Below are 18,587 nucleotides of genomic sequence, written 5' to 3'. Positions count from 1 at the left end.
ATGGCAAAGGATACAACGTTTGAAATTCGGGCCGGTCATGGCCAGCAATTGGGTGCGAATTATGATGGGAAGGGGGTCAACTTCGCGCTGTTCTCCGCTCACGCTGAGCGGGTGGAACTCTGTCTGTTCGATCCGTCCGGGAAAACCGAAATCGCCCGGCTGACGCTCCCGGAGTATACCCATGAGGTCTGGCACGGCTATGTTCCCGACCTGAAGCCTGGGGCGCTGTATGGCTATCGCGTCTACGGCCCCTACGACCCGGAAAACGGTCATCGCTTCAACCCGCATAAGCTGCTTATCGACCCATACGCCCGTGAACTGGTGGGGGATATCGACTGGAACGACGCCCATTTCGGCTATGAGCTGGGGCATGACGAGCTGGATTTGAGCTTTGACACGCGGGACAGCGCGCCGTTCACGCCGAAATGCAGGGTCATTGACCCGGATGCCTTTGACTGGCATGACAGCAACCGGCCCAACGTGCCCTGGCCGCATACCGTTGTCTATGAGAGCCACGTGAAGGGCTTTACCCAGATGAATCCGGCGATCCCGCCCGAGCTGCGCGGCACGTTTGAAGGGATGGGGCATAAAGCCTCGGTCGATTATATCAAAAGCCTGGGCATCACCTCGGTGGAGCTGCTGCCGGTTCACTGGTTCCCGGACGATCAGCATCTGCTCGATCGTGGCCTGAAGAACTTCTGGGGCTATAACACGCTGGGCTTTTTTGCCCCTGCGTCACGCTACTACGGCCCGGCGGGGATCCAGGGCTTTCGCGATATGGTGCGCGCCTATCATGACGCAGGCATCGAGGTGATTCTGGACGTGGTGTACAACCACACGGCGGAAGGGAACGAGCTTGGCCCGACGCTCTCGTTTAAGGGGATTGATAACTACAGCTATTACCGCACGCTCCCGGACCAGCACCGGTATTACATCAACGACACCGGGACGGGAAATACGGTCAACACCTCGCATCCGCGCGTGCTGCAGATGGTGATGGATTCCCTGCGCTACTGGGCGGAATCGATGCACATTGACGGTTTTCGTTTCGACCTCGGGACGATCCTGGGCCGCGAGCCCGAAGGGTTTGACCCGCGCGGCGGTTTTTTTGACGCCATGACTCAGGATCCGGTCTTATCCCGACTCAAGCTGATTGGTGAACCCTGGGATATCGGTCCCGGCGGCTATCAGGTGGGCGGATTCCCGCCGGGCTGGGGGGAGTGGAACGACAAATACCGCGACACCGTTCGCGAGTACTGGAAAGGGGATAACGTCTCCACGGACTTTGCCGCGCGTCTGCTCGGTTCCGGCGATCTGTACGATCTGCGCGGCCGTCGTCCGTGGGCCAGCGTCAACTTCATCACCGCCCATGACGGCTTTACGCTGAATGACCTGGTGTCGTACAACGAAAAGCACAACGCCGACAACGGTGAGGACAATAACGACGGGCATAACGATAACCGCTCGTACAACTACGGCGAGGAAGGGCCAACCGAGAACCCGGATATTATTGCTACCCGCGAACGGCAGAAACGTAATTTTCTGACCACGCTGCTGTTCTCCCACGGCACGCCGATGCTGCTGGCCGGGGATGAGTTTGGCCGTACGCAGAAGGGCAACAATAACGGCTACTGTCAGGACAGTGAGATCTCATGGATCGACTGGAAAGGGCTGTCCGAAAATGACGCCGCGCTGCGCGAGTTCACCCGGCGGTTGATTGCCCTGCGCGCGCAGCAGCCGCTGCTGCGTCGTGAGAGCTGGCGCGACGGGCTGGAGATCCGCTGGTTCAATGCCGGAGGCGGTCCACAGCAGGCCGAGCAGTGGGATGAAGGTTCGACGCTTGGGGTCTCCATCAGCAGGCCGGATCTTCGGCAGGAGGACGGTATCTGGCACGACGTGCTGATGCTGTTCAACCCGTTTGAAGGCACCGTGCCGTTCCAGATCCCGCAGTTTGGCGAAGGGGGATGGGTGCTGGAGCTGTCTACGGCGGATGATGCTGCCACCGGGACAGCGATCACCGAAACCGTAGAATATGAACTGGCCGGTCGCAGCATAACGCTGTTCCGACGACCTTAATTACAGTGACGCCGCCGCCCGGGCGGCGGTGTCATACAGGGAGGAGATCGTGCGTAACAGCTGCGCGGTCTCGCCAATCGACTTCCCGGCAATGCCGCTCTCCGCGTGGATCGCAATCAGACACGCTTCCCGCACGTCCCGGTATTTCATGCACAGCGCTTTCCCTTCCTCCGTGGTAGAGAAAAAAAGCTCTTTACCCGCTTTCTCGCTCGTCACGTAGCCTGCTTTGACCAGCTTTTTCAGGGCATAGGTCACCACGTGGGTATCTTCCACGTTGAGGACGAAGCAGATATCGGCCAGCTTTTTCTTGCGGTCGCGGTGGTTCACGTGATGCAGCAGCGAAACGTCAAAGGCGCCCATATCGGGCTCGCCGGCAGCCGTCATGCAGCGCACCATCCATTTGTTAAACGCGTTGCTGGTCATGATCAGCGCATATTCCAGCTCTGATAACTCCGCGCAGCGCTCGGATACCAGGTGGCGGGAAGAGACGATCCGGCCATCGTTGATATCGTCGCGATCGGGTGAAGCACTCTTTTCTGAGGTCATAACGTTCCTTAGCCAGAAATGTAAACTCATCGATAAAATAAGAACATTTTATTGATAATTTGTTTACATGTTTTTGAGGTTCAGATATAGCTTTTTAGCGCAGGTTTTGCGAAGCCTGCCAACAAAACACAACATCGCTCGCCGCAAATTAAAAAAATAGCCGTCGGCGCGCAACGCTCACTTTCGATAGGGTAAACGTTATGGACGGTACTACGCTGCTGCCGCTGATCGGGATACCGATCGTGGTTATTGGTTTTGCACTGCGCTTCAACCCGCTGCTGGTGGTCGTGGTGGCGGGGCTGGCGACGGGTCTGCTGGTCGGGATGGATTTCGGCATGCTGCTGGAGACCTTCGGCGAGAAATTCGTCAATAGCCGATCGCTGGCCACCTTCATCCTGATCCTGCCGGTGATTGGTCTGCTGGAATATTACGGGCTTAAAGAGCGCGCCCAGGCCTGGGTGGCGAAGATCGCCAGCGCCACCTCAGCGCGTATTCTGATGCTCTATTTTGTCGCCCGTGAAGGTACCGCCGCGCTGGGCCTGATGTCGCTGGGCGGTCACGCGCAGACGGTGCGCCCGCTGCTGGCGCCGATGGCCGAAGGGGCGGCGCTGAATGAATATGGCGAGCTGCCGCAGCACATTCGCGACAAAATCAAAGCCCACGCCGCCGCGTGCGACAACATCGCGGTCTTCTTTGGGGAAGATATCTTTATCGCCTTTGGAGCGGTGCTGCTGATCGACGCGTTCCTGAAAGAGAATGGCATTCAGGGCATTGAACCGCTGCATATCGGCCTGTGGGCCATTCCAACCGCCATTGCGGCGTTGATTATTCATATGACGCGCCTGCTGCGCCTCGATGCAAGTATCCGTCGCGACGTGATGGCCTGGCGTGCAGAGCAGGGTACGCAGGAGGCCGCGCAATGATGACGCTTATCACCATTAACCGCGTGTACTACCTGATTGGCTTTGTCGTGATGCTGCTGGTTGTGATGACCCTGCGCGATCGCGCCAATCCGAAGCGCTTTACCACCGCGCTGTTCTGGTTCTTGTTTGGCGGGATCTTCCTGTTTGGCGATCTGATGGTTCAGGAACTCGGCAAATCGCTGGCGTACCGGATTATCGGCGGCGGCGTTATCGCCATCGCGCTGCTGGCGGGGTTTGGTCTGGTCGGGAAAGGGCACTATAAAATGTCGACCGAGGAGGAGCGCGTTGCCTCATCGAACCGGCTCAAAAACTGGCTGTTCCTGCCCGCGCTGATGATCCCGGTGGTGACGGTGCTGGGCACGTTATTCCTGAAGGGCGTTACGGTCGGCGGCGTGTTTCTGCTCGATCAGAAGCAGCTCACACTGGCGGCGCTTTGCGTAGCCTGCGTCGCGGCGATCCTCACCGGCTGGTGGCTGACCAAAGGCACGCCGCTGCATGCCGTTCGTCAGTCCCGTCGTCTTGTCGATACTATCGGCTGGGCGGTGATCCTGCCGCAGATGCTGGCCATGCTCGGCGGCGTGTTCGTGGTGGCCAACACGGGCGACTCGGTACAGAAGGTGGTGAGCCTGTTTGTGAACCCGGACAGCCGCTTTATGCTGGTGGTGATTTACTGCGTGGGTATGGCGCTGTTTACCATGATTATGGGTAATGCCTTTGCGGCCTTCCCGGTGTTAAGTGCCGGTATCGCCTTGCCGTTTCTGATCAACGTGCATCACGGCAACCCTGCGCCGCTGCTGGCGATTGGCATGTACGCGGGCTACTGCGGCACGCTGATGACGCCGATGGCCGCGAACTTCAATATCGTTCCCGCCGCGCTGCTGGAGCTGAAAGACAAATATCAGGTGATCAAGATCCAGATCCCGACCGCGTTAACCCTGCTGGTGGTGAACGTGTTCTTAATGTATTTCCTCGTGTTTCGCTAAGGAGCTGTCATGGAATTAACGCAACATCAGGCCGACGCGTTTGCCCGCATGCCTTTGACCTATTTGCGCCAGGAATACCCGAACCACATCATGCACCTGCTTAATGATGATGGTGACGTTCTGCCGCCGCGTGAACTGCATCCCATTTTCTACGGCTGTTTTGACTGGCACTCGGCGGTGCACGGTTACTGGCTGCTGCTGCGCTGCGTGCGCCTCTATCCAGAATTACCGTGCCGGGACGCGATCGTCGCGCTTTTTGACGAGCATATGACCGAAGAGAACGTGGCGAAGGAGCTGGCCTATTTCACCGCGCCGTTCCGCGCCTCGTTTGAGCGCCCGTATGGTTACGGCTGGCTGCTGGCGCTGGCCCAGGAGCTGAAACAGTCGTCGCTGCCGCAGGCCGCGGGCTGGTACCGGACGCTGGAGCCGCTCACCCAGGATATTCGCAACAGGCTGTTGGATTATCTTGCTAAGCTGACCTATCCGATCCGCGTCGGGACGCACTACAACACGGCGTTTGCTCTCGCGCTGGCGCTCGATTACGGTCGCGCAGTCGGAGACAAGGCGCTTGAACAGGCGATTCTGGCGGCAGCGGAGCGGTTTTATCTCGCCGACACGCGCTATCCGGCTCATTATGAGCCCGGCGGAGACGAGTATATTTCCGGCGCGCTGACGGAGGCGCTGCTGATGAGCAAGGTGTCTGAAGACTTCCCGGCCTGGTTTGACGCGTTTCTGCCGGAGGTGAGCGCCGTTACGGCACTGATGAACCCGGCGGAGGTGAGCGACCGTACCGACCCGAAAATTGCCCATCTGGACGGGTTAAACCTCAGCCGCGCGTGGTGTATGAAGCACATTGCGAAAGTGCTTCCTGCCAGCCACCCGGCGCAACCGGCGTTGCGCGAGGCGGTGACGAAACATCTGGCTGCCAGCGTCGGGCATGTCGTCGGCAGCCACTATAGCGGCGGGCACTGGCTGGCGAGCTTTGCGCTGCTGGCGCTGGAGTAAACAAACGAGTCGTCTTTCTTGCCGGGTGGCGCTGCGCTTACCCGGCTTACATTGTGCAACGCTTGCCTGTAGGCCGAGCAGAGCGCAGCCTGCTCAGGCTAAATACCACCGAACCCGTCGAGGCGATGACGGCTAGCCACAGTGCAACCTGGATAGCATGTTGATGGTCCCATCCTGCCGCTGCTCCCAGCAGCACCCCCACCACGGCGGCGCCGAGACACTGGCCGAATGTCCTCACAATCGACAACACGCCGGAGGCATAGCTGGCATATTCCCGCGCGACGTTAGCGAGCATTTCCCGGTTATTGGGGCTCTGGAAGCAGCCAAATCCAATACCGCATACCAGACTGCGCAGGCAGATATTCCACACGGAAGGATTCTCCGGCAACGTGGCCAGCAGGACCAACCCACCCACAAAAATCACCAGCCCGAGGGTCGAGATCAGTGGCGCGGAGATCGTATCCGCCCAGCGACCCGCGTGCGGTGCAATCAGCACGATGCCAATCGGCCACGGGGTGAACAGCAGCGCCGACACCACCGGGCTGTAGCCATACACGCTCTGAAACAGGAACGGCAGCGCGACAAACGTGATCCCCTGGCTCACAAACGACGCCAGCGAGGTCAGCGCGGCGAGGGTGAAGCGCCCGTTTCTGAATATCACCGGCGGCAGTAACGGATGTTGTGCGCGCCGGATACGCCATGTAAAGGCGAAGGCGCCGACCAGCGCGAGAACGCCCCAGCAGACGGCCTCCTGGTTAATGTGTTGCGTCACGTGCTGAAGGCTGTCGGCCAGCATGATCGCTGAACCTAACAGGACGGCGGAGAGCACGGCGCCCGGCGCGTCAAAGGGAGTGCGGTCAGCGGCCGATTCCCGCGGCAAGGCCCACCATGCCAGCAGCAGGGCGATGCTGCCTGGAATAAGGTTAATGGCGAACAGCCATTGCCAGCTCAGGGCGTCCAGTATTGTTCCGCCGAGTACCGGGGCAATCGCCGTGCTGGAGGCGATAAGCAGGGCGTGCAGCCCCAGAATACGGCCCAGCAGTCGGCCCGGAAAAACGGACCGCAAGATCGCCGGGGCGATGCTCAGGGTCGCCGCGCCGCCGATGCCCTGCAGAATTCGCATCCCGGTTAACATTTCCGGCGTTGTTGCCAGCGCGCAGCCGAGCGAGGTGAGCGTAAAGGTGGCAAGCCCGGCCAGAAAGATTGGGCGATAGCCCACGCGGGCTGCCAGCGCCGCGAAGATGGCCAACGTCATCGCCGCTGACAGCAGATAACCGTTGGCGAACCAGACCGCAACGTTCGCAGGGACCTGCATCGCTCTTGCCATGGAGGGGAGCGCGATGTTGATCATGGTACCGTCAAAAACGCCCATCAGCGTGGTGGTCATAACGGCGGCCATCACCCTGGCGCGTTCGTGCCCGGGTAAACCATCATCGCCGGGCTGGTTTGAAAAGAGCGTCATCGTCGTTACTCCGAATAAGAATCGTGATGACGAAACTATAATCATGCGGTATACAGGGCGGAAGACGCAGCATTTGCACTTAATCATTGCACGTAACGCCACATCTGAGGAGGCATCGTGTCCGATCCTGACTTTAACCTTCTGGTTGCGCTCGACGTTCTGCTGGCAGAAGCCAGCGTGGCGGGCGCGGCGCGACGTTTGAACCTGAGCACCTCCGCCATGAGCCGCACCCTGAGCCGGCTGCGGGAGGTGACCGGCGATCCGATCCTCGTGCGGGCCGGGCGTCATATGGTGCTGACGCCCTGGGCCGAAGCCACCCGGGACCGCGCCAGAAGCGCCGTGCACGAGGCGAGGGCGGTGCTGCAGCCCTCCACCGACACGCTGAAGGTGGAAAATCTTGAGCGGCTGTTCACCATCCGGGCCAACGACGGTTTTGTAGTGGCATTTGGGCCTCTGCTGATTGCTGCGGTGGCGAGCGTCGCGCCCGGGGTGTGCATCCGCTTCTCACCGAAACCGGAAAAAACGTCGCGCTATTTACGTGAGGGGCTGGTCGACCTTGAGATCGGCGTGCAGGGCAATATGGGGCCTGAAATACGGCTGCAAAGGCTCTTTCAGGATCGGTTTGTTGGCGCGGTGCGTAAGGGGCATCCGCTGTCAGAGCAGCCGGAGGTCAGCCTGAGCGACTATGTCGCCTGGGGCCATGTGGTGGCCTCGCCGGACGGATCGCTGCACGGGGTTGTCGATGAGGCGCTGGCGGATCGCGGGATGAAGCGCAAGGTCGCCAGCGTGGTGCCAGGATTCCCGACAGCGTTATCCGTGGCGCTGGCGTCCGATCTGATTGCCATGGTGCCGGCGTTATATCTGCTCAATCAGGCGATGATCGAGCGCGTGCACGTCTTTGAACTGCCCTTTAAGACCCGGACCATAACGGTTTCACAGATGTGGCATCCGCGCATGGAGAGGGACCCGGCGCACCGGTGGCTCAGGGAAAAGGTCCTTGAGGTGTGCCGCGCTGTTTGCTGACGCTCAGAGCACTTTCCCCGGCACGGTGAGGATGAAGCGCGTCGACACCGCATCCGATTCCACGCGGACTTTACCCTGATGTGCCGTGACGATGGACTTCACGATGGCAAGCCCAATGCCGCTGCCTTCGCCTTTACGCTGCCTGGACGGATCGACGCGATAAAAACGGTCAAACAGCTTCGGCAGATGCGCCTGCGGGATCGGCGTGCCGGGGTTTTCTGTCACCAGCTCAACGTCATTATCCTGTTTTCGCAGTGAGACCGTCACCGTTTTGCCCGCTGGCGTATAGCGCAGGGCGTTAGATAACAGATTATTGATGGCCCTTCTGAACATCTGCGGATCGCCTTCTATCAGGCAGGGCATCCCGTTAAACTTCAGCGCGATGTGGCGTTCTTCCGCCCAGGCTTCGAAGAAATCGAAGACTTTCATGACCTCGGCGCTTAAATCAAACATCACCCGGTCAGGGATGAGCTGATTGTTATCCGCCTGCGCCAGGAAAAGCATGTCGCTGACCATGCGGGTCATCCGGTTGTACTCTTCCAGGCTGGAGTACAACACATCCTCCAGCTCCTTCGGAGTGCGGTTCTGACTCAGCGCGATTTCCGTTTGCGTCACCAGGTTGGTGATGGGGGTTCTGATTTCGTGCGCGATGTCGGCGGAAAAGTTAGCCTGACGGGTAAAGACATCTTCAATCTTTTCGATCATCTGGTTGAAGGAGATGACCAGCTGCTCCAGCTCAACGGGTACGCGGGACGGCTCCAGTCGTGCATCCAGATTTTCAGAGGTGATGTTTTTTATGGCGTTGCTGACGTTACGCAGAGGCAAATGTCCCTGGCGCACCGCGATGCGAATGACAAGGATAATCAGCAGGCTGATAACCGCCGCAATCGCCAGGAGATTCTTTTTCAGCGCCTCAAGATAGTGGAGATGAAAATTAATGGAGAGCCCGATCAGCATGACGTAGTCCTGGGTTTTTCCCTGCAGCGTCGCCGTGCCTGAAGAGGCGATAATCCGGTAGGTTTCCATTTTCATGTCGGACCCGGCGTGCATGGGGTTGGCCGGGTCTTCTACCGTCCAGAGAAACACATCCTGTGCGCGACGGTGTTCGCTAAAGTTCGCCGTGTTCATTGCCGGGCGCAAAGCCGCCCCTTGCGCCGAGCTGAACAGGGTATTGCCCTGCGGATCCAGAAGCAGGACGGCCACGTTGCGGTAGCTGGCGATCGACTCTTTAATCTTGCTGATTTTCTTTTGATCGGGATCGGCCGGTGATTGCAGTATGCGGTGCATCGCAGTGCTGATTTGCTGCAGATCGCTGACATCCTGCTCGGCGAAATGCTTTTCAACGGAATGGAGCATAAACCAGGTAAAGGCGAAAAAGGCCAGTATAGTGGAGAGACTGATAAGAAAGGTCAGCCGCAGGGCAAGAGAAAAGGGGCGCCGGGGAAGCTTAACGTGCATCCGGCACCTCCAGCATATAGCCCACGCCGCGCACCGTCTGGATCAGCTTCGGTTCAAAATCGTTATCGATTTTCGCGCGCAGCCGCTTTACCGCCACGTCAATCGCGTTTGTGTCGCTGTCAAAATTCATGTCCCACACCTGGGAGGCAATCAGGGAGCGGGGAAGCACTTCCCCCTGATGGCGCATGAAAAACTCCAGCAGGCTGAACTCTTTGCTGGTTAACAGGATGCGACTTCCGGCCCGGCTGACCTTTCTCGACACGAGGTCAACCGTCAGGTCAGCCACCTGAAGCTGGCTTTCCGCGATCACCGTATTTCCGCGTCTTAACAGCGTCCTTACCCTGGCGAGCAGCTCGGCAAAGGCGAAAGGCTTAATCAGATAATCATCCGCGCCCAGCTCCAGCCCTTTAACCCGATGTTCAATCGTACCGAGAGCCGTAAGTAACAGAATGGGCATCCCTTTGCCGGCAGAGCGGAGCATACGGACAATGTCCCAGCCGTTCACATCGGGCAGCATGATATCCAGAATCAGCAGATCGTATTCAGCGGTCATGGCGAGATGGTAGCCGTTCAGGCCATTATCCGCGTGGTCTACGACAAACCCCGCTTCAGTCAGCCCCTTACTCAGGTACTCACCGGTTTTCATTTCGTCTTCGACGATCAGTATTTTCATCGTGCTCCCCAGAATGGCTGCTGATGACATTCTATGGCGCCCGCGACCGTTCACAATGACTTACGTTAAAAATGACAACATTGTCATTATCCTGTCACCCGTCAAACAGGATGTGTTCCGTAGAGTAGCCCTAAAAATACTCTGGACTTCATCTGGACCGTTATGTTCCTGTTAAAACGACTTAGCATCAGTACGGTATTTATCCTGGCAGGCTGCGTCTCGCTGGCCCCTGAGTACCAGCGCCCGGCGTCACCGGTACCTCAGCAATTTTCACTCTCGCGCAACGGCCTGACGCCCGCGGTGGCGGGTTATCAGGACACCGGCTGGCGCACCTTTTTTGCCGACCCGCAGGTAGCGGGGCTGATTACGGAAGCCCTGAATAACAATCGCGATGTAAAAATGGCCGCCCTGAAGGTTGAAGAGGCGCGGGCGCAGTTCAACGTGACGGATGCAGACCGTTATCCTCAGCTGAATGCCTCTTCGGGTATCACGTACAGCGGCGGGCTTAAAAGTGACAAACCCACCACGCAGCAGTACGACGCGGGCCTTGCGCTTAGCTATGAACTCGACTTCTTCGGCAAGCTGAGGAACATGAGCGAGGCTGACCGACAAAACTATTTCGCCAGCGAAGAGGCCCGTCGCGCGGTGCATATCCTGCTCGTCTCTAACGTTTCCCAGAGCTATTTCAATCAGCAGCTGGCGTATAAACAGCTGCGTATTGCGCGGGAAACGCTGACAAATTACCAGCAGTCTTATGCGTTCGTTGAGCAGCAGCTGGTGACGGGCAGTACGAACGTCCTGGCGCTGGAACAGGCCCGGGGACAGATCGAAAGCACGCAGGCAGATATTGCCAAACGAGAGGGAGAGCTGGCGCAGGCCAATAATGCCCTGCAGCTGGTCCTCGGCACGTATCGCGCGCTCCCGGGCGACAGCGGCATGAATGCCGGCGATGTCGCGCCGGTAAAACTGCCTCCCCATCTTTCCTCAGCGATACTGTTACAGCGCCCGGATATTATGGAGGCGGAATACCAGCTTAAAGCGGCCGATGCGAATATTGGCGCCGCGCGTGCCGCCTTTTTCCCGTCCATATCACTAACCAGCGGGCTTTCCACAGGTAGTACGGAATTATCCAGCCTGTTCACGTCAGGGAGCGGGATGTGGAATTTTATTCCTAAAATCGAAATTCCCATTTTCAATGCGGGCAGGAATAAGGCCAACCTGAAGCTGGCTGAAATTCGCCAGCAGCAGTCGGTTGTTAATTACGAACAAAAAATTCAGTCCGCCTTCAAACAGGTTGCCGACGCGCTCGCGCTGCGGGACAGCATTAACCAGCAGCTTGCTGCGCAACAGCGGTATCTTGATTCGCTACGCATCACCCTGCAGCGGGCCAGAGGGTTATATTCCAGCGGGGCGGTCAGCTATATCGAAGTGCTTGATGCGGAACGTTCTCTTTTCTCCACGCAGCAAAATATTCTCGACCTTATTTATGCCCGGCAGGTTAATGAAATTAATCTTTTCACCGCGCTCGGCGGCGGTTGGGTCGAATAACGGTATTTAATTAAACAGGAAAATAAATATGCGCAATTCACTTAAGGCTGTTGTATTCGGTGCGATCTCTATTGTGTTTTCTGCTGCCCTCCAGGCTGAAGTTCATCAGCACGAGGGGATGAGTGCTGCCAGCGAAGGGAGCTCAGAGCAGCTCATCACCGGGACCGGTATCGTGAAGGACATTGATCTCACAAATAAAAAAGTCACGATTTCTCATGAGGCCATCCCGGCGATTGGCTGGCCCGCGATGACCATGCGTTTCACCTTTATTCAGGCCGATGAGAGCATCAACGCCTTAAAGGTCGGCAGTCACGTTGATTTTTCGTTTGTTCAGCAGGGCAATATCTCTTTACTGAAGAGCATTAAATAGCGAGATACGGCATGGCCTCATTAAAAATAAAATATGCTGCCATGATAGTCAGCAGCCTGATTGCGGGAGGGCTGATATCGGTAACGGCATGGCAGGCTTTTCATTCGTCTGAAAAAACAGAAAACAGCGTCTCTGAAAGAAAGGTGCTTTTCTGGTATGACCCGATGAAGCCTGACGTGAAATTCGATAAGCCCGGTAAATCGCCGTTTATGGATATGGATCTGGTGCCGAAATATGCGGATGAAAATGACGATAAAAGCAGCACCGGAATACGTATCGACCCGACACAGGTTCAGAATCTGGGATTAAAAACGCAAAAGGTGACGCGCGGAACGCTGAATTATGCCCAGACGATCCCGGCCAACGTCAGCTATAACGACTATCAGTTTGTCATTGTGCAGGCGCGCGCGGAAGGGTTCGTGGAGAAAGTGTATCCGCTGACGACGGGCGATAAGGTGAAGAAAGGCACGCCGCTGATTGATATTACCATTCCGGACTGGGTCGAAGCGCAGAGCGAGTTTCTGCTGCTATCCGGCACCGGTGGAACGCCAACGCAAATAAAAGGTGTGCTGGAGCGTCTTCGCCTGGCCGGAATGCCGGATGACGATATTCAGAGGCTGCGTGCGACCCGAACGATCCAGACCCGGTTTACCATCAAGGCGCCTATCGACGGGGTGATCACGGCCTTTGACCTGCGTACCGGGATGAATATTTCCAAAGATAAGGTGGTGGCGCAAATTCAGGGAATGGATCCGGTCTGGATCGGCGCGGCAGTACCTGAATCCATCGCTTATCTGCTGAAAGATACCTCGCAGTTTGCTGTTTCCATACCGGCTTATCCGGATAAATCCTTCCCGGTTGAAAAGTGGAGTCTTCTGCCGAGCGTGGATCAAACCACCCGTACGCTGCAGGTGCGCCTGCAGGTCTCCAACAAGGATGAACTGCTGAAACCGGGCATGAATGCCTACCTGAAGCTAAATACCCAAAGCCAGGAAATGCTGCTGATCCCCTCCCAGGCCGTAATCGATACCGGCAAAGAACAGCGCGTTATTACCGTTGATGCGGACGGGAATTTTGTGCCGAAAAGGATCCACGTTCTGCATGAAGCTCAGCAGCAGTCCGGCATTGGTAGCGGACTGGCAGAGGGAGAGTCGATAGTGGTCAGCGGTCTGTTCCTGATTGACTCGGAGGCCAATATTACCGGCGCGCTGGAGCGCATGCGTCACGCTGAAACGGCTGACGGCGCGCATTCTGGTCATTAAGGAGACGATGATGATTGAATGGATTATCCGGCGGTCAGTCGCCAACCGTTTCCTGGTCATGATGGGGGCGCTCTTCCTCAGCGTCTGGGGGACATGGACCATCATCAACACCCCGGTCGATGCCTTGCCCGATCTGTCTGACGTTCAGGTGATTATCAAAACCAGCTATCCCGGCCAGGCTCCGCAGATTGTTGAAAACCAGGTCACCTATCCACTCACCACCACCATGCTGTCGGTTCCCGGCGCAAAGACCGTGCGCGGTTTTTCGCAGTTTGGTGATTCGTATGTCTATGTCATTTTTGAAGACGGTACCGATTTGTACTGGGCCCGTTCGCGCGTGCTGGAGTATCTGAACCAGGTTCAGGGCAAACTGCCTGCCGGTGTGAGCTCAGAAATAGGCCCTGATGCCACGGGCGTGGGCTGGATATTTGAGTATGCGCTGGTGGATCGCAGCGGAAAACACGATCTCGCCGAGTTACGCTCGTTGCAGGACTGGTTCCTGAAATTTGAACTGAAAACGATCCCGAACGTGGCTGAAGTGGCCTCCGTCGGCGGCGTGGTGAAGCAGTATCAGATCCAGGTCAATCCGTTAAAACTGGCTCAGTACGGCATTAGTCTGCCGGAGGTTAAGCAGGCCCTTGAGTCGTCTAACCAGGAGGCAGGGGGATCGTCAGTTGAAATGGCGGAAGCGGAGTATATGGTCCGGGCCAGCGGCTATCTGCAGACGATGGACGATTTCAATAACATCGTCCTGAAAACCGGCGCGAACGGGGTACCGATTTACCTTCGTGATGTTGCCCGCGTACAAACGGGGCCGGAAATGCGGCGCGGTATTGCCGAGCTGAACGGGCAGGGTGAAGTGGCGGGCGGCGTGGTGATCCTGCGTTCGGGCAAAAATGCGCGCGAGGTCATCACGGCGGTGAAAGATAAGCTGGAGACGCTGAAGGCCAGCCTGCCGGAAGGGGTTGAGATTGTGACTACCTACGATCGCAGCCAGCTCATCGATCGGGCAATCGACAACCTGAGTTCCAAGCTGCTCGAAGAGTTTATCGTGGTGGCCATCGTCTGCGCCCTGTTCCTGTGGCACGTTCGCTCGGCGCTGGTGGCGATTATCTCTCTGCCGCTTGGCCTGTGTATTGCCTTTATCGTCATGCATTTCCAGGGACTGAACGCCAATATCATGTCGCTGGGAGGCATTGCCATTGCCGTCGGCGCGATGGTGGATGCCGCTATCGTGATGATTGAAAACGCGCACAAACGGCTGGAAGAGTGGGATCACCAGCATCCGGGAGAGCAGATTGATAACGCCACGCGCTGGAAGGTGATCACCAACGCCTCTGTCGAGGTTGGCCCCGCGCTGTTTATCAGCCTGCTGATCATCACCTTGTCCTTCATTCCTATCTTTACCCTTGAGGGGCAGGAAGGACGGCTGTTTGGTCCGCTGGCCTTCACAAAAACATACTCCATGGCGGGCGCGGCCGCGCTGGCCATCATTGTTATCCCCATCCTGATGGGATTCTGGATCCGGGGTAAAATCCCTGCAGAGACCAGTAACCCGTTGAACAGGCTACTGATTAAAGCCTATCATCCGCTACTGATTCGTGTGCTCCACTGGCCTAAAACAACCCTGCTGGCTGCGGCCTTATCCATCTTCACGGTGATCTGGCCCCTGAGCCAGGTAGGCGGCGAGTTCCTGCCAAAGATAAATGAAGGTGACCTGCTGTATATGCCGTCAACATTGCCGGGCGTCTCTCCGGCTGAAGCTGCCGCGCTGTTACAGACCACGGACAAACTCATCAAAACCGTGCCTGAAGTGGCCTCGGTGTTTGGCAAAACCGGCAAGGCCGAAACGGCAACGGATTCCGCGCCGCTCGAAATGGTGGAAACCACCATTCAGCTCAAGCCTGAGGATCAGTGGCGGCCCGGCATGACGATTGACAAGATCGTTGACGAGCTAGACAAGACCGTTCGTTTGCCTGGCCTGGCGAACCTCTGGGTTCCGCCCATTCGTAACCGGATAGACATGCTTTCGACCGGGATCAAAAGCCCCATCGGTATCAAAGTGTCAGGTACCGTTCTGTCGGATATTGACGCCACGGCGCAGAGCATTGAGGCGGTAGCCAAAACGGTGCCGGGCGTGGTGTCTGCCCTGGCTGAACGTCTGGAGGGCGGGCGCTACATTGATGTTGATATCAACCGGGAAAAAGCCTCCCGCTACGGGATGACGGTGGGTGATGTGCAGCTGTTCGTCGCTTCGGCCATCGGCGGGACGACGGTGGGTGAAACGGTGGAAGGCGTCGCCCGATACCCGATTAATATTCGCTATCCTCAGGACTACCGAAACAGCCCGAGCGCGTTGAAGCAGATGCCTGTCCTCACGCCGATGAAACAGCAGATCACGCTGGGCGATGTGGCGGATATCAACGTGGTTTCCGGCCCCACGATGCTAAAAACGGAGAATGCCCGACCTGCGAGCTGGATTTATATCGATGCCCGCGGCAGGGATATGGTGTCGGTGGTGAACGACATTAAAACGGCTATCAGTCAGAACGTAAAGCTGAGACCGGGTACCAGCGTCTCATTCTCCGGACAGTTTGAACTGCTCGAACACGCCAACAAGAAACTGAAGCTGATGGTGCCGATGACGGTGATGATCATCTTCATTCTGCTGTATCTGGCGTTCCGTCGCGTGGATGAAGCGTTGCTGATCCTGATGAGCTTGCCGTTCGCACTGGTCGGCGGGATATGGTTCCTCTACTGGCAGGGCTTCCATATGTCTGTGGCAACCGGCACCGGTTTTATCGCTCTGGCCGGGGTAGCGGCAGAATTTGGGGTGGTCATGCTGATGTATTTGCGTCATGCCATTGAAGCGCACCCGGCGTTATCCCATCGGGAAACGTTCACCGAACAGGGGCTAGATGACGCTCTTTATCATGGCGCGGTGCTGCGCGTGCGGCCAAAGGCGATGACCGTCGCGGTGATTATTGCCGGTCTGCTGCCCATTCTGTGGGGTACCGGTGCCGGGTCAGAAGTCATGAGCCGGATAGCGGCGCCCATGATTGGCGGGATGATCACGGCTCCGCTACTATCGCTGTTTATTATTCCTGCGGCGTATAAGTTAATTTGGTTGCGCAGGCATAAAAAGCCATAAAAAAAACCGCCAGTGATGGCGGTTTTTTTATGGGATGAACGCTTAGCGCGCTGTTTTAGCACGCGTCTGGCTGAGAAGCTTGCGCCAGGCACGATTATGTAGAGTAAACAGCAGCATCTTATAGAAGGCGGTGGAAAGGATACAGCTGCCGCTAAGCAGTAGCATGACGGTACTCACTAGCGCCGCGGTCAGACTGACGCCCGGAGCAGCGCTACCGCTCAGCGCGACCAGCAGATAGGCTGCCGTTAATACCAGGCTTATCACCGCCAGCGTAAGGTGTAACCTCACGGCGCGCATGCTGCCTTTGCCAATCATAAACATCGTCACGCCGTTAAGGCCAGCGAACAGAAGGGCGATCAGGACAACCCAGACGAATACGTGTCCCGCTGGCTGGTCGAGTTCGGCGAGTACGCCATACCCCAGCCACAGCTGAGGAATAGCGAAACTGACAATCACCCCGAGAGTACTGATTGCCGCCGGAATCCCCATGGTGTGTAGGCCTACAGGTTTGCCCATTTCTTCAGCCAACTGAGTCTTTAGCTGTTGCAGCTGTGTCGGGGAGGCATTGCTTATGCTGGTAGCCACCTCGTTACAGTGTTGCAGGCGACGGGATAAATTTCTAATTATTTGAATAATCAACGTTTTGTATCTCTCATTCCTTGAGTGCCGGAATAGGATAGGGAATAAGCTCATAGAGTGACAGAAATGTCACTCGCCAGTCATGCGATAAACAGTAGCCGGTTTTTATAATTCATTATAAAGAAGGCCTCCAACTGTTGGGCGCTTTAACTTCGGAGATACCGTTATGAAAAAGACCCTTTTATCTGTTATTGCCCTCCTGGCGGTTTCTGCATCCAGCTGGGCGGCAGAGACAAACAGCAACAAACAGGCAGCACTGCCCCATGACATGATGCAAAGCAACACATCGGATTCGAGCCAGAGCATGGCGGAAATGCATAAGGAGATGATCAAAACCCGTCCATGCGGTACTAACGAAACAGCGACGTCGTTTTCCGCGATGAATGAATACGAGAAAGCGGCGATTGCACACGAGACGGCGAATAACGGCCAGTCTTCGGTCAGCCATCAGCAGCAGGCGCAACAACATCGTCGCCAGATGACAGAGAATTAATCCGCTGCGAAGCCTCTCGAGGCCGTAAACCCTCCATCGATCCTGCTGAAGTGTACCGTCTGCATGTGGTCGCGAAAATGGGCGGCACGGCAATTTGAAAACCCGCAGGTAACTTTGCGGGTTTTTTATTTCAGCCGAAAAAAGGCCTACAAATCAAAATTTAAAATATTTATACAATTAAGCTTTGATTAATAAATAAACTAACCATTAACAATTGCTTAATTGTTAATTTAAAACAAAAGCGATTTTTCTTTGCCTTTTTCTGGGGGAGGGGGTGTTTATTCTGATAATAATTAATCACTTGAGGCATTGCTCTGGATTAAGATGTAAAAGCCATCATTGCTACTTTGCTTATGTTATAAAGTGGCACATTACACCATGTAACCCATGGTGCAGTAAAATGAAATTCCGTATTATTAAAGTCAGTTGCGGGAAATGATTGTACCACTAATATTTAAGAACGTTCTGATTGCCAGTTATTGCACTGGCTAAAATATAAAATATATCACAAGCAGCTTCTGCCAGATTGAAGCTGGTGGTTTTTTTCTTTACAAATATGTATGGAAATAAATGGATTCCAGAAACCATTTCAAAATAGATGGGGCGAACTCCGAAAAGCCAAATGAGTAGGATGACTAATATCGAGGCAATATCATGTCGAATCAAGAGACTATTGTTGGTGGCTGGACGGCTTATCATACGTTGACCGAAAAAGATTGGCAGGTATTTAAAGAAGCCATGGCGGGATTTGTTGGTGTAACGTATGAGCCGCAGGCCGTCTCAACGCAGTTAGTGGCCGGGACAAATTATCGCTTCAAGTGCCTTGCTTCAATTCCGCCTGCTTTAGTGGTGTGGGAGTCTATTGTTGAAATCTTCCAGCCTTTGCAGGGGGCTCCGCATATTGTCGGAATCACCCGAATCTGAACTTTCAATCAATACTGTGTCAATGCGTGATTTAGGAAAATATTCCAGGCT

General features: G+C 56.1%; 16 protein-coding genes and 1 pseudogene. 12 read left to right on the top strand and 5 right to left on the bottom strand.

The window, feature by feature from the left end:
• On the top strand, nucleotides 1-2,076 hold the full coding sequence (glgX, locus tag ACMGG5_RS17940) for a glycogen debranching protein GlgX (protein WP_420278292.1): 2,076 nt from the start codon (nucleotides 1-3) through the stop codon (nucleotides 2,074-2,076).
• Here glgX and ACMGG5_RS17935 read toward each other — a convergent pair whose 3' ends face one another.
• Nucleotides 2,077-2,622, bottom strand: coding sequence for a winged helix DNA-binding protein (locus tag ACMGG5_RS17935; protein ID WP_024908533.1), 546 nt, complete (start codon nucleotides 2,620-2,622; stop codon nucleotides 2,077-2,079).
• Between the two features lie 200 nt (nucleotides 2,623-2,822).
• Here ACMGG5_RS17935 and ACMGG5_RS17930 point away from each other — a divergent pair, with 200 nt between their 5' ends.
• From ACMGG5_RS17930 to ACMGG5_RS17920, 3 genes are read left to right on the top strand one after another with little or no spacing between them, the layout of a single operon-like run.
• Complete coding sequence (locus tag ACMGG5_RS17930; RefSeq protein ID WP_008501655.1) at nucleotides 2,823-3,545, top strand: DUF969 domain-containing protein; 723 nt, start codon at nucleotides 2,823-2,825, stop codon at nucleotides 3,543-3,545.
• A complete protein-coding gene (locus ACMGG5_RS17925; protein ID WP_267214836.1) occupies nucleotides 3,542-4,528 on the top strand; it encodes a DUF979 domain-containing protein in 987 nt (328 codons plus the stop codon). The genes ACMGG5_RS17930 and ACMGG5_RS17925 overlap by 4 nt, the downstream gene beginning before the upstream one ends.
• Nucleotides 4,529-4,537: 9 nt before the next feature.
• Nucleotides 4,538-5,533: a DUF2891 domain-containing protein gene (locus tag ACMGG5_RS17920; protein ID WP_420278291.1), complete on the top strand. Its 996-nt coding sequence runs from the start codon at nucleotides 4,538-4,540 to the stop codon at nucleotides 5,531-5,533.
• A 46-nt stretch (nucleotides 5,534-5,579) separates the two neighbouring features.
• Here the strand turns inward: ACMGG5_RS17920 and ACMGG5_RS17915 are convergent, their stop codons facing one another.
• Nucleotides 5,580-6,995 carry an MFS transporter gene (locus ACMGG5_RS17915; protein WP_420278290.1) on the bottom strand — a complete coding sequence of 472 codons (1,416 nt, stop codon included), beginning with the start codon at nucleotides 6,993-6,995 and terminating at the stop codon, nucleotides 5,580-5,582.
• Nucleotides 6,996-7,112: 117 nt separating this feature from the next.
• On the opposite strand from ACMGG5_RS17915, the gene ACMGG5_RS17910 reads away from it, so the two are divergent.
• Nucleotides 7,113-8,018 carry a LysR family transcriptional regulator gene (locus ACMGG5_RS17910; RefSeq protein ID WP_420278289.1) on the top strand — a complete coding sequence of 302 codons (906 nt, stop codon included), beginning with the start codon at nucleotides 7,113-7,115 and terminating at the stop codon, nucleotides 8,016-8,018.
• Nucleotides 8,019-8,021: 3 nt separating this feature from the next.
• On the opposite strand, the gene ACMGG5_RS17905 is transcribed toward ACMGG5_RS17910, so the two are convergent.
• Complete coding sequence (locus ACMGG5_RS17905; RefSeq protein WP_420278288.1) at nucleotides 8,022-9,476, bottom strand: Cu(+)/Ag(+) sensor histidine kinase; 1,455 nt, start codon at nucleotides 9,474-9,476, stop codon at nucleotides 8,022-8,024.
• A complete protein-coding gene (locus ACMGG5_RS17900; RefSeq protein ID WP_023311824.1) occupies nucleotides 9,466-10,149 on the bottom strand; it encodes a copper/silver response regulator transcription factor in 684 nt (227 codons plus the stop codon). The genes ACMGG5_RS17905 and ACMGG5_RS17900 overlap by 11 nt, the downstream gene beginning before the upstream one ends.
• Nucleotides 10,150-10,311: 162 nt before the next feature.
• Here ACMGG5_RS17900 and ACMGG5_RS17895 point away from each other — a divergent pair, with 162 nt between their 5' ends.
• The 4 genes from ACMGG5_RS17895 to silA are packed head-to-tail and all read left to right on the top strand — an operon-like array spanning nucleotide 10,312 to nucleotide 16,480.
• Nucleotides 10,312-11,697: an efflux transporter outer membrane subunit gene (locus ACMGG5_RS17895; RefSeq protein ID WP_420278287.1), complete on the top strand. Its 1,386-nt coding sequence runs from the start codon at nucleotides 10,312-10,314 to the stop codon at nucleotides 11,695-11,697.
• 28 nt (nucleotides 11,698-11,725) lie between these two features.
• Nucleotides 11,726-12,067, top strand: a complete 342-nt coding sequence (gene cusF, locus ACMGG5_RS17890) for a cation efflux system protein CusF (RefSeq protein WP_420278286.1) — start codon at nucleotides 11,726-11,728, stop codon at nucleotides 12,065-12,067.
• 11 nt (nucleotides 12,068-12,078) lie between these two features.
• Nucleotides 12,079-13,329 (top strand): efflux RND transporter periplasmic adaptor subunit, encoded by a 1,251-nt coding sequence (locus ACMGG5_RS17885; RefSeq protein ID WP_420278285.1) that lies wholly within the window; start codon nucleotides 12,079-12,081, stop codon nucleotides 13,327-13,329.
• A 10-nt stretch (nucleotides 13,330-13,339) separates the two neighbouring features.
• Nucleotides 13,340-16,480 carry a Cu(+)/Ag(+) efflux RND transporter permease subunit SilA gene (silA, locus tag ACMGG5_RS17880; RefSeq protein ID WP_420278629.1) on the top strand — a complete coding sequence of 1,047 codons (3,141 nt, stop codon included), beginning with the start codon at nucleotides 13,340-13,342 and terminating at the stop codon, nucleotides 16,478-16,480.
• Nucleotides 16,481-16,522: 42 nt separating this feature from the next.
• On the opposite strand, the gene ACMGG5_RS17875 is transcribed toward silA, so the two are convergent.
• Nucleotides 16,523-16,996 (bottom strand): hypothetical protein, encoded by a 474-nt coding sequence (locus ACMGG5_RS17875; RefSeq protein ID WP_420278284.1) that lies wholly within the window; start codon nucleotides 16,994-16,996, stop codon nucleotides 16,523-16,525.
• Between the two features lie 289 nt (nucleotides 16,997-17,285).
• Here ACMGG5_RS17875 and ACMGG5_RS17870 point away from each other — a divergent pair, with 289 nt between their 5' ends.
• The 3 genes and pseudogenes from ACMGG5_RS17870 to ACMGG5_RS17860 all read left to right on the top strand — a co-directional run bounded on the left by ACMGG5_RS17870 (nucleotide 17,286) and on the right by ACMGG5_RS17860 (nucleotide 18,536).
• Nucleotides 17,286-17,612: a Silver-binding protein gene (locus ACMGG5_RS17870; RefSeq protein ID WP_420278283.1), complete on the top strand. Its 327-nt coding sequence runs from the start codon at nucleotides 17,286-17,288 to the stop codon at nucleotides 17,610-17,612.
• Between the two features lie 17 nt (nucleotides 17,613-17,629).
• A pseudogene (locus ACMGG5_RS17865) lies at nucleotides 17,630-17,707 on the top strand (recombinase family protein); the annotation flags it as partial.
• Between the two features lie 559 nt (nucleotides 17,708-18,266).
• On the top strand, nucleotides 18,267-18,536 hold the full coding sequence (locus ACMGG5_RS17860; RefSeq protein ID WP_024908520.1) for a hypothetical protein: 270 nt from the start codon (nucleotides 18,267-18,269) through the stop codon (nucleotides 18,534-18,536).
• The last annotated feature ends 51 nt before the right edge of the window (nucleotides 18,537-18,587 follow it).

Source organism: Enterobacter sp. BNK-34 (assembly GCF_048684445.1).
Lineage (GTDB): Bacteria > Pseudomonadota > Gammaproteobacteria > Enterobacterales > Enterobacteriaceae > Enterobacter > Enterobacter pseudoroggenkampii.
The sequence above is the reverse complement of the archived record's forward strand: the minus strand, read 5'-3'. Positions and strand labels throughout refer to the sequence as shown.